At 73.6% G+C, this 11,408-nt stretch carries 8 protein-coding genes; 1 reads left to right on the forward strand and 7 read right to left on the reverse strand.

All coding sequences use genetic code 11. From position 1 onward, the window contains the following. Window positions 1–202 precede the first annotated feature (202 nt). From ACFY60_RS02710 to ACFY60_RS02740, 7 genes are all read right to left on the reverse strand, one after another. On the reverse strand, window positions 203–598 hold the full coding sequence (locus ACFY60_RS02710; protein WP_309053540.1) for an NUDIX domain-containing protein: 396 nt from the start codon (window positions 596–598) through the stop codon (window positions 203–205). A 195-nt stretch (window positions 599–793) separates the two neighbouring features. Beyond that, window positions 794–973, reverse strand: coding sequence for an SPOR domain-containing protein (locus tag ACFY60_RS02715; protein ID WP_345284877.1), 180 nt, complete (start codon window positions 971–973; stop codon window positions 794–796). Window positions 974–1,198: 225 nt separating this feature from the next. Beyond that, on the reverse strand, window positions 1,199–1,951 hold the full coding sequence (locus ACFY60_RS02720) for a GntR family transcriptional regulator (RefSeq protein ID WP_388607363.1): 753 nt from the start codon (window positions 1,949–1,951) through the stop codon (window positions 1,199–1,201). A 144-nt stretch (window positions 1,952–2,095) separates the two neighbouring features. Beyond that, complete coding sequence (locus ACFY60_RS02725; RefSeq protein ID WP_388607360.1) at window positions 2,096–3,322, reverse strand: septum formation family protein; 1,227 nt, start codon at window positions 3,320–3,322, stop codon at window positions 2,096–2,098. Window positions 3,323–3,589: 267 nt separating this feature from the next. Beyond that, on the reverse strand, window positions 3,590–5,164 hold the full coding sequence (locus ACFY60_RS02730; RefSeq protein ID WP_388607357.1) for a S8 family serine peptidase: 1,575 nt from the start codon (window positions 5,162–5,164) through the stop codon (window positions 3,590–3,592). A gap of 697 nt (window positions 5,165–5,861) precedes the next feature. Beyond that, entirely contained in the window at window positions 5,862–6,626 is a 765-nt protein-coding gene (locus ACFY60_RS02735) for a DUF4232 domain-containing protein (protein WP_388607355.1), read from the reverse strand. A 250-nt stretch (window positions 6,627–6,876) separates the two neighbouring features. Continuing rightward, the gene (locus ACFY60_RS02740) at window positions 6,877–9,546 is read right to left on the reverse strand and encodes a BTAD domain-containing putative transcriptional regulator (RefSeq protein WP_388607353.1); all 2,670 of its coding nucleotides are present in this window, start codon (window positions 9,544–9,546) and stop codon (window positions 6,877–6,879) included. 376 nt (window positions 9,547–9,922) lie between these two features. Here ACFY60_RS02740 and ACFY60_RS02745 point away from each other — a divergent pair, with 376 nt between their 5' ends. Beyond that, window positions 9,923–11,395 (forward strand): ATP-binding protein, encoded by a 1,473-nt coding sequence (locus ACFY60_RS02745; protein ID WP_388607352.1) that lies wholly within the window; start codon window positions 9,923–9,925, stop codon window positions 11,393–11,395. Window positions 11,396–11,408: the final 13 nt, after the last annotated feature.

The raw sequence follows: 11,408 nt of genomic DNA on the forward strand, positions 1-11,408 counted from the left end.
GGCGCACGGAGGCACGAACGGCGTAGAGAACGCCTCGCGCGCCCCGCCGACGGTGCGGGGGAGCGCGCGTCGGCGCAGGGCATCCGGTGGTCCGCGGGGCGTGGGCCGGCGCGGGCGGCCGGCCGTACGGAGAGGCGGGAGGCCGGCGACACAGGGAGGCCTGGGGCCGGACGGAAAGCCGGCCGTGCGACGGAAGCGCGGGTCAGCGCAGGGCGCCGGCGGCCCGGAGGTCGTCGAACAGCAGCTGGTCGACGGGCGGTACGCGGTCGCGGTCGGCGTACGAGAACCAGGCCATCTCCTCGATCTCACTGCTGGGGAGCAGTTCACCGCGGTACTCGGCGGTGTAGCAGGCCATCCGGACCACGGCGCCGTCGGGGAGGCCGGGGCCGCCGGCCTCGTACGTCCCGGTGTGCACGGCGGTCTCCGGGTCGAGCAGGACGGTCAACTCCTCCTCGATCTCGCGGACGAGGGTCTGGAGGTCGGTCTCGGCGCCCTCGCGCTTGCCGCCCGGAATGTAGAAGATCCCCTTGCCCCGGGGCCGGGCGCACAGGATCCGGCCGCCTTCGATCCGCACCCAGGCGACGGTGTCGATCAGCACGCCCGCACCCCTCTTCCCTCACGTCCCTCAGCCGACGGACGCGACCCTACCGGGAGGGCGCGCGGCGCGCGGGGGCGCCCGGGGCAAGGACGGCGGCCCGCCGGGGAACGGCCGCGGCACCGCTCCCGGCCCGTGAGGGGCGCGGAGGCGGTGCCGCGGTGATGCCGTGAGAGGGGTGCGCGGCCCGGGGCGGGCTCAGGCGGGGGCGCCTCCCATGCGCTCGACCCAGTAGAGCCGTTCGTGGCCGCGCGCGTCGAGGCTGTCCGCGATCTTCCGGGCTTCGTCCTCGGTGGCGTACTGACCCACGCGGTAGCGGTGGCCGTTGTCGTCCTGCCGTATGACGAGCCAGGGAAGGACGGGGCCGCTCTCGGTCATCGGGCTTCTCCCTCCGTCGGTCCGGGCGCCTTCGACGATCTCCAGGAAACCGCATTGCGCATATGCCCGAGCTTACGCCTGACCTTCACACAGCGGATACGGGTTTTCACGAAGAGATACGGATCGGCCGGGAACCGACGGCGGGCGGCCGAAGGGCCGCGCCCGGCGGGCATGCCGTGCGCCCCCGCCCGGGGAGCGGGCGGGGGCGCACGGTGTGAGGGAACGTCAGCGCACGGGCAGGTGATAGGAGAGGCGGTAGCGGTCGGCCGGGACGACGACGTCCGCCGTCTCGACGGCCCGCCCCGAGGCGTAGAAGGTCCGCTCGATCACCATCACCACATGCCCCGGCACCCCGCCGAGCGCCATGAGCTCCTCGGCGAGGCCGGGCCGGGCGCCGACCTCCTCCACCACGTTGTCCACGACGATGTCGAGGGCCGCCATCCGCTCCACGACCCCGGCCCCTCCGAGCGGCCCCTCCTCGGGCAGCATCACCGGCGTCCTGCCCGTGACCGCGAGCGGCTCCCACGAGGTGGAGACCATCATCGGCTCGCCGCCGTCCCGGTAGACGTACCGGGTGCGCATGACCCGATCGCCTGGTTCGATCCCGAGCCGGGCCGCCACCGCGGCGCTCGCCCGCCCCTGCTCGCTGTTCGCATCCCAGGTGCCGCGCGCGCCTTCGGCCGCCTGCTCCTGGCGGAAGGGGCCGGCACCGGACGCCGGCCGGTACCCGGAGCGGGAGATCCGGCGTGGCACCGGCCGCTCCCGCACGTAGGTCCCCGACCCCGACCGGCCCTCGACGAGGCCCTCGGCCATGAGCACCTTGCGGGCCTCCAGTGCGACGGTGTCCGACACCCCGTACTCCTCGCGGATGCGGGCCTGCGAGGGGAGACGGGTATGCGGGGGAAGCGAGCCGTTGGCGATCTTCTCCCGGAGATCGCTCGCCACGCGCAAGTAGGCGGGCTGCTCACCGAACGTCACTGGACACTCCCCTCAGGTTGACGGACAGCTACAGCCTGACAACCCAGGGTGGCGCGCCGCAAGCATGGGCCAGGGTTTCACTCGAAGTGATGACAATGCTTGCCACCGGCAGTCACCCGGGGTAACCCCTTCGGTCCCGAGGGATCAGACGGATGCACCGCCTCCCGGCCCGTCCCCGGAACCGCCCGTCCCGCCGCCCGCGCCGCCGTCCGGCAGCGTGTCCGTCAGGCCGAGCGCCGTGCGCGCCCCCGCCCCGGTGTCCTCGGGCAGCAGCTCGAAGGCACGGTCGTACGCCTCCCCGTACGCCTCGGGGTCGGCCGCGCCCGCGAGCGCGCGCCACTGCGCGGAAGCGGCGTCCAGATCGGCGCCGAGCTCCGCGACGGACGCGCGCGCCGTGTCCGGCCAGGGGTGCTTCCCCAGGCCGGCCCGGGCCCTGTCGACGGCCGCGAGGACCTCCCCGGCCCAGGCCTTGTTGGCGGCGAAGTCCTCGTCCGGGTCCTGCTCGGGCTCGCGCAGGACGACCGTCTCGATCGGGTTCATCGTCTTCAGGAAGTGCACCTGGTCGGCGTCGAGCACCGTCGCGTCGGAGCGCAGCGCCCCCGTGAAGGGCTTGCCCTCGGTGGCCAGGGCGCAGGTCACGGTCCGGTCGCCGAGCCGCCAGCTCTGCTCGCTCGGCAGGTAGTAGTACACCCACACGTCCCCGGGGACGGCCCAGGTGTCCAGCGCGTAGGCGGAGTTGACGGCCTCGCACCGCTTCTCCGCGATCCGGTCGACGGCGGACTCACCGGGCCAGCCGTCGAAGCCGGTGACCTTGAAGTCCCCCGTCACCTCCCCGTCGTGCGGCCTCGCGCAGTCCACGATCTCGACGTCCGTCGCGTACTCCTGGAGTTTGCCGTCGTCGACGAAGCACTGGCCGGTGCGCAGCGAGAAGGCGGAGTCCGAACGCGCCGCCTCCTCCATCCCCGCCCTGAACTCCTGCCAGAACCGGGAGAAGCCGCCGGTCACCAGGCCGGCGACGAGCAGCAGGCAGCTGACGGCGGAGAGGACGATGCCCGCGACGGCCAGCCCTTTGCCCGCCTGGTCCCGCGCGCGTGTCCGGGGCAGGGCGATCAGCCCCAGGACCAGCCCGAGGGGCGGGAGACAGCAGACGACGCCGGAGACGAAGGACGCGACGGCGAGGCCGTTGGTCGTACGCGGCGGCCGGCCGTACGGGCCGGGGGCGCCGCCCGGCGCCCCGGGCGGACCGTAGGGACCGGCGGCGTACGGCATGCCCGGCGAGGTGTACGGACCGGGAGCGGGGTACGGGCCGGACGCGGGTCCGCCGTGCCCCGGGGACGACGAGGGCTGCGGGGTCGGCGGGGTCGGCTCCACGGGCGGGGTGCTCCTGTCGGCGCGGGCGGGGCGAGGGGACGTACAGCCGAACGACGGAACGACCGAACGACGGAACGGGCGTACAGGCGTACAGGCGGACGGGCGCGCATCGTACGCGGTCCGTGCGACGGCCCGGTGATCCGGGGTGGCGCTCGCCCCCCCCCACTCCCCCGGGCACGGCGGAGGGGCGGCCGCCCGCCGGCGACCGCCCCTCGTGCTCTCAGATGTTCAGGACCCTGTCACCGGGGCCCGTCGGTTCGCCTCGGGTCAGAACTGCAGACCCCAGGAGTCGATCTTGCCGGTGTCGTAGCTGGCGTTGTCGGTGACGCGCAGCTTCCACGTGCCGTTGGCGACCTCGGAGGAGGCGTTGACCGTGTACGTGGTGTTGATGTTGTCGGCGCTGCCGCCGGTGCCGAAGGCCTTCAGCGTGTAGGCCGTGCCGTCGAGGGCGATGAGCTGGACCTGGAGGTCACCGATGTAGGTGTGGGCGATGTTCACCGGCACCTGCAGGGCGGAGGGGGCGTTGCCCGCGACGCCGCTGACGGTGACGGGGGACTCGACGGTCGCGTTGTCGGCGATGGCGTAGTCCGTGGTGTTCTCGAACTTCGGGCCGGTGGGCGGCGGGGTGGTCGTGCCGCCGCCGACGTACAGGAGGCGGTTCGGGGAGCCGGTGCCGGGGCTGGTGACGACGTTCGGGGTGGCGGCGTTGGTCAGGGCCGTGGAGACCTGGGCCGGGGTGGACGCCGGGTTGTCGGCCAGGTAGACGGCGGCGGCGCCGGCGACGTGCGGGGCGGCCATCGACGTACCGGAGATGGTGTTGGTGGCGGTGTCGCCGGTGTTCCAGGCCGACTTGATGGAGGAGCCGGGGGCGAAGATGTCGAGGACGCTGCCGTAGTTGGAGAAGCTGGAGCGGGCGTCGCTCGACGTGGTGGAGCCGACGGTGATGGCCTCGGAGACGCGTGCCGGCGAGTAGTTGGAGGCGTTGGCGTTGTCGTTGCCCGCCGCGACCGCGTAGGTGATGCCGGCGGCGATGGAGTTGCGGACGGCCGTGTCGAGGACGCTGTCGACGCCGCCACCGAGGCTCATGTTGGCGACGGCCGGCTTGACGGCGTTGCGGGTGACCCAGTCGATGCCGGCGACGACCTGCTCGGTGGTGCCCGAGCCGTTGTTGTCGAGGACGCGGACGCCGACGATCTTGGCCTTCTTGGCGACGCCGTGCGCGGTGCCCGCGACGGTACCGGCGACGTGGGTGCCGTGGCCGTGGCCGTCCTGGGCGGTGTTGTCGTTGTCGACGGCGTCGTAGCCGTTGACGGCGCGGCCGCCGAAGTCGCTGTGGCTGATGCGGACACCGGTGTCGATGATGTACGCGGTGACGCCCTGGCCCGCGCTGTCCGGGTAGGTGTAGCTCTGGTTCAGGGGCAGCGCCCGCTGGTCGATCCGGTCCAGGCCCCAGGACGGCGGGGAGGGCTGGGTGGCGTCGATGGTGAAGACCCGGTTCTGCACGACGGACTTGACGGCGGGGTCCGCCGCGAGCTTCCTGGCCTGGGCCTCCGACAGCTCGACGGAGTAGCCGTTGACGGCGGTCGTGTACGTCCGCTTGATCTTCGCGCCGAACTTGGCGGCGACGGCGCGGCCCTTGGCGGTCTCCGCCTGGGCGGACTCGTGCAGGGTGACGATGTAGCTGCCCGCGATGGTGCCCTCGGCACCGGCGTTCTCGATGACGCCTTCGGCGGCGGCCGGGGCGGCGGTGGCGGGGAGTGCGGAGAGGGATCCGAGGGCGAGGGCGGCGACGGCGATGGCCGCGGCCGTGGTGATACGGCGGCGCGAGTCACGCACTGACATGTGGGGGGTCCTCCTCATCGGTGGTGCACTGCCGTGGGGATAGGGCAGGGACATGACAATCCATGGCATGGAGTCCGCGGCGTCTGGAACGTCCGGCTGCCGAGCGAAAGATTGACTGATCCATAGGAATCGCACAAGAGCGCGCGGGCATCCGCAACACCCTCGCCACACCGCCGACATGCCGCCGCCGTGAGCTCCTGGCTGTGTCACGGACGCGGTACGTCCGCGCCCACCGACGCCCTCACCTGGTGTTGTCCTCGCTGTCGGCGCCCGGAACCCCGGCCTCACCACCGCCCCCGTTCCCCCCGCCGGAACGCGCGGCCCGGGTGAATTCCCTCCGGCGGTACGAGGAGGCGCTGCCGCCTCTGCCGCACGCGGGCGCCGTCACCCCCGGCACCGCGCTCGCCCTCGACGAGCCGCGACGGCACGGCCTCACCGACGCGCGGCGCCCTGGTGGCCGTCCGGGCCGAAGTGGTCTCCCCGCCGGCACGGGCCTTCCACGCGGGGGCGGCACCACGGCGTGGGGGCGGGCCCGGCGTCCTCCCGAACGCCGGGCCCGCCCCCGCTCCCCCGCCCCGCTTCCGTACGGCTCGGAGTCCGTCGCCGCGCGGTCCCACGCCCCGGAGCGTCCCGGACCGGACCTCGTCGGCTCGTGACGCGACGCCGGGCCCGAAGGCCCGGCCCGGGACTCGGCGGCTCAGAACTCGTCGGCGCCGGACCGCAGCTCGTGCGTCCAGTAGCCCGTCTTCGCCACGGCCTCGTTGACGGCGAGACCGCCGGCCGGCGCCTTGACGACGACGCTGCCCTCGGCCGGGCCGTCGGCGGCGAAGAGGTTCACGTTGAACGCGGTGACGACCTTGGCGTCCTCGTCCACGCCCCCGAGGGCGATGCGGACGTTGGCGTACGCGGGGGCGCCCGGCTTCAGGACGACGGGGGCGGCCGGCTTGCTCTTGGCGACGGCCGGGACGTCCTTGGCGGTCTGGATGTCGCCGAAGGCGATCAGCGGGTAGCCGATGAGCCGGCAGGAGCTCGCCGAGGTGTTGGTGGCGGTGAGCACGATGTGCTCGGTGGGCACCTCGTCGGCCTTGGCCGCGGTGATCCGTACGTCCCCGGCGGCGCAGGCACGCTCCTTCGCGCCGGTCGAGCCGGCACTGCGGGTCCCGCCGGTGCCGGTCGCCACGGCGGTGGTGTTCGCTGCGGTGTCCGCCGTGGTGGCCGAGCCGCCGGCGGAACCGGACGTGCCCGTCCCGGTGCCGGTGCCCGTCGTCCCCGCACCGGCGGACGAGGCCGCCGACGGCGAGACGGAGACGGCGGAGGAGGAGGTGGGCGAAGACGCCGTGGCGCCGGTCGCGCTGCCCGCGTCCTTGGCACCCGTGCCGGTGCCACCGCCGCAGGCGGTGAGGCCCAGCGAGAGGGCGGTGACGGCGACGGCCAGAGCGGTGGTCGTGCGGTGAGTACGCATGATGAGAGTCCCCCGTGAAGGTGAGGCGTGACGCCTGCGGTGTGCTGTGCGGTCGGTGCACCCGGGCGCTCCGGTGGGCGCAGCGCCCGGGTGCGGCACCCGGGACCCGCCGGTCCGGCGGAGCCGGGCGCCGCACCCGGGGCGCGCCGGTGGGGTGGCGTCCGTGGTGCGGCACCCGGCCCCCGGCGCGGCGGGCCCTTCGTGCCGACACCAGCTTCCGCCCCCGCACTGCCGTCCCGCTTGCGTACCGCTAACGGTCCGCTGCCAGACGCGAAAGCCGCTCCGCCGCCCGCGCCGAACCCTCCCGGAAACCGGCCGCGTCGGCCGCGGCCATGGCTCGTTTCAGCTGGTCGGCGGCCTCGTCCAGCCGCCCGCTTCCGGCCAGGGCCTCCCCTTGGAGGATCTGCAGCCCGGCCCGTACGACCATCCCGTCGGGCGGTACGAGTTCCCCGGCGCGAACGGTGTGCGCGAGGGCCGCCTCGTACTCCCCCGCCTCCAGGCAGTGCCGTGCGAGGTGGTGGAGCGTCAGCACCTGGGTGTTGGGGTGACCGGAGCGGTCGGCGAGGGCGACCGCCTGGGCCATGAGCAGACCGGCCCGCCCGTGCTCGCCCGTCGCGTCCAGGACGGCGGCGAGGTTGACGTACGCGATGGCCTCGCTGATCGTGTCGCCCGCCCGGGCGGCGAGGACGGGCGCCTTCTCCAGGTGGACGAGGGCCTCCGCGTCCCGGCCCTCCTCGTGGAGGATCCAGCCGAGCAGCGCCCGCGTGCGCGACTGGGCGTCGAAGTCGCCCTCGTGCTCCGCGGAGGCGAGCCCCGCCTCCAGGAGCGGCGTCCAGCCGTCGCTGATCCGCACCAGCATCAACGGCCACTGGACCAGGGCGAGCCGCCAGGCCCGGTCGTGCAGCCCGAGCGCGGCGGCCGCCGCGACGGCCCCCTCCAGGGCGGGACGCTCCGCCGCGTACCAGTCGAGTGCCGCCGCCCGGTCCTCGAACTCCCGGGTCGCCGCGGGCCGCCGGTGGTCGGCGGGCAGGGCGTAGCAGGGCTGGGAACCCGGTTCGGCCGCGGCGTCGGCGGCGAGCCCGGTGTAGAGGTAGTGGTCGAGAAGGCGCCGCAGCCCCTCCTGGTCGGCCTGCGGCGCGAGCCGGCGCGCGTAGAGGCGTACGAGGTCGTGCGGGGTCCAGCGGCCGGGAACCGCCTCGGTGAGCAGATGGGCGGCGGCGAGCCGGTCCAGGTCGGCGGAGGCCTGCGCGGGCGAGGTGCCGGCCAGCGCGCTCGCCGCGAACCGGTCGACATCGGAGCCGGTGTGCAGGGCCAGGGCCCGGAACATACGGGTGGCGGACTCCGGAAGCTGCTGCACGGTGAGGCGGAGCGCGGCGGAGACGCCGATGTCCTCCACGTCGAGGAGCGACAACCTGCCCTGCTCGTCGGCGAGTTCGCCGACCATCGCGTCGAGGGTCCAGCCGGGCCGCTCGGCCAGGCGGGCGGCGGTGACGCGCAGGGCGAGCGGGAGCCCGTCGCAGAGCCCGGCGAGCCGGGCCGTGGCCTCCGGCTCGGCCGCGACCCGGTCCTCACCGAGGACGGTGGCGAGCAGGGCCGCCGCGTCGGCGGCCGGCAGGTGGTGCAACGGCACGGGCCGGGCCGCGTCGGACGCGATGAGCCCGCCGAGCCGGTCGCGGCTGGTGACGAGCGTGACGCAGCGGTCGCCACCGGGCAGCAGCGGGCGGACCTGCTCGGAGGAACGGGCGTTGTCGAGGACGACGAGGAGCCGGCGCCCGGCGGTGAGCGTCCGGAACAGCGCGCCGCGCGCCTCCGCGCCCTCCGGGATCCGCGGCTGCGGCACCCCGAGGGCCAGCAGGAACTCGCGGAGCACGGCGGCCGTGTCGGGCGCCGGGGTGTCGCTGAAGCCGCGCAGGTCGGCGAAGAGGCGCCCGTCGGGGAAGTCCTCGCGCCGCTCGTGCGCCCAGTGCACGGCGAAGGCGGTCTTGCCGACCCCGGCGGGACCGGTGACCAGACACACGGGGCCGTCACCCGCGCCGGCCTCCCGGTCGAGCGCGGCCAGCTCGCCCCGGCGGCCGGTGAAACCGCGCGGCGGGCGCGGCAGCAGCTCGGGCACCACGACCGGGGCGGGCGCCGGGGGCTCCGCCGTGAGCGCGGCGGCGGTACGCGGCGGGGCGGCGGGCGCGGCGGACCGCAGCAGCGTCGCGTACGCCTCGCTCAGCGTCTCGCCCGGGTCCACCCCCAGCTCCTCGGCGAGCAGCCGCCGGGTCCTGTGGTACCAGTCCATGGCATCGGACTGCCGGCCCGCCCGGGCCAGGGCCAGCATCAGCGCCGCGGCCAGGGACTCGCGCAGCGGATGGGCGACGGCCTCCGTCCGCAGGACGGCGGCGGCCCTGCCGTGCTCACCGAGCCGCCCGTACGCCGCCGCCAGCGCCTCCACCGACGCGAGCCGCATTTCCTCGAGCCCGCTCGCCGCCGCCTCCAGCGGCCGGCTCGGCACCGTCCCCGTGAGCGCGGGACCCTGCCAGTACGAGAGCGCCTCACGCAGCATCCGCACACTGTCGGCGGGACTCCGCTGCACGCCGGCCAGCGCCACCAGCTCCTCGAACCGGTGCGCGTCCACCAGCGACTCGGGCATCCGCAGCAGGTACGCCGACTTCCGGGTGACCAGCTCGACCCCGTACGCCTCCGCCCCGTTCTCGGCGAGCAGCGCGCGCAGCCGCGAGACATGCCCCTGCAGCACGGTCTTGGCATGGGTGGGCGGCTCGTCCTCCCACAGCGCGTCCATCAGCTGGGGCACGTTGACCGCCGTGTTGGGCCGCAGCGCCAGCATCGCCAGCAGAGTCGCCCGCTTGGCGGGCCCCAGCCCGACGTCCCCGCCCTCCCCCACCACCGCGACGGAGCCGAGCAGCCGGAACTCCACCTCACGTACCTCCGCGTTCCGATTCCCCGGCGAACGAGAATACGCGGACGGGGGGCGGTGACCGACGACCTGTGCGTGGCTCGGTGGTACGCACAGCTCGGTCTCCGCCGCTCCGGGGTACCGGACCGCCCTCCCCGTCGGGCCGCCGGACGAGCGATTCACACCTGGTGGCCGAAACTGCCCTCATCAACTCTCTGAGATCAGGAAGAGCTGGATCCGGCAAGGACTAGCATGGCCTTCTGCAGCAGGCCATGACACACCTGACAGGCTTCGGAACTGCTCCCGCACGGGCAGCCCTCTACCTGGTCTCGCCGAGTGCCACGGGGCGAACGTGCCCTCGAACCGGCCCTGCTCATGGGGGGAAGGGGGCTACGACTTGACATACGACTTGGCGCCACCGAAAGCCGTCGGCATGGTCGCATCGCTGAGTTCACTCGGGTACTCGCTGCCGGACGCCGTGGCGGATCTCGTGGACAACAGTGTGTCGGCCGCGGCGCGCTCCATCGACGTGGAGTTCACGTGGGAGGGTCCTCGTTCTTGGGTCGCCATCGTCGACGACGGTGTGGGCATGTCGGAAGAGGCGCTGGTCACGGCCATGACCGTTGCCGCCCGGTGGTCGGCCACGGACCGGACGAAGACCGACCTGGGGCGCTATGGGGTGGGGCTGAAGTCGGCCTCCTTCTCCCAGTGTCGGCTCCTGACCGTTTGCACCGCACAGGCGGATGGACGCTGGGCGACGCGCACCTGGGACCTGGACGTCGTCGAGGAGACCGGCGAGTGGCGTCTGCTGCGGGAGCCTCCCCCCGATGCCGCCGAAGCACTTGAGATGCTCGTCCGCGGGAGAGCGCACGGCACGGTCGTACTCTGGCAGCGGCTGCGCGGTTACCGGCGCACCACAACAGCCGACGCAAAAACACAGCAGGGGTTCTACGAGGAGATACCGAAGGTCTCCCAACATCTGGGGCTCGTCTTCGCCCGCTTCCTCGCCGGCAACGCCGGACTCACCGTTCGCGTGGCAGGCGATGCCGTACGGCCCTGGGACCCGTTCATTTCCTCCCACCCGTCCGTTCGGCACCTCCCCGGAGAGCAGTTGCCGCTCGACGGCCATGTCGTCAGGGTGAAGCCGTTCGTCCTGCCCGGCCTGCAGCGGCTCACCCCCGCCGAGGCCGAAGAGGCGGCAGGCCCGAAGGGTTGGCTGCGACAGCAGGGCTTCTACGTCTACCGACGCGACCGGCTGATCCTTTCGGGAAGCTGGCTCGGCATGCGTGGCCTGCGCCGCGAGGAGAAATACAACCCCGCGCGCATCGCGATCGACATCCCTGCGGAGACCGACTCCCAGTGGCAGGTCGACGTGCGCAAGGCGACGGTGGTTCCTCCGGTGGCTCTCAGAGCTCACCTCGCCCGCTTGGCCAAGACCACCCGCCTGGAAGCCGCGAAGACCGTGCGGCATCGCGGCCGAATCTCCGCCCGACAGCATTCCGGCGATCTCCAGTTCGCCTGGAAGGTCGACCGTCCGGACGGCACCGTGCGGTGCCGGATCAACCGGGATTACCCCTTGGTGCAAGCCGTTCTCCAAGAGGCGTCGGCCGATCCTTCGCACGTGCGGGCCCTCCTCCGCCTGCTGGAGGAAACCGTTCCGGTTTCAGCTCTCCGAGTGATCCATGAGCCTGACACGGCGGACGACCCGGAGCCTTTCGGAGGTCCCGGCAAAGCGTCGAAGGAGGCCACGGAGGTGGCCCGACATACGCTCGACATGCTCCTGGCTCAAGGACGCTCCCGGCCCCAGGCCCTGCAGGTGATTCGCTCCATGCCCCCGTTCGACCAGCTTGAGGGCTTCTGGAGCAACTGACGGCGTACGCCGC

Origin of the sequence: Streptomyces sp. NPDC012827 (assembly GCF_042900905.1) — a bacterium.
GTDB lineage: Bacteria > Actinomycetota > Actinomycetes > Streptomycetales > Streptomycetaceae > Streptomyces > Streptomyces gulbargensis.

Excerpts from the sequence above, each read along its gene's own strand:
- ACFY60_RS02715 (WP_345284877.1), bottom strand. The coding sequence starts at position 973 with ATGACCGAGAGCGGCCCCGTCCTTCCCTGGCTCGTCATACGGCAGGAC.
- ACFY60_RS02730 (WP_388607357.1), bottom strand. The coding sequence starts at position 5,164 with ATGTCAGTGCGTGACTCGCGCCGCCGTATCACCACGGCCGCGGCCATC.
- ACFY60_RS02735 (WP_388607355.1), bottom strand. The coding sequence starts at position 6,626 with ATGCGTACTCACCGCACGACCACCGCTCTGGCCGTCGCCGTCACCGCC.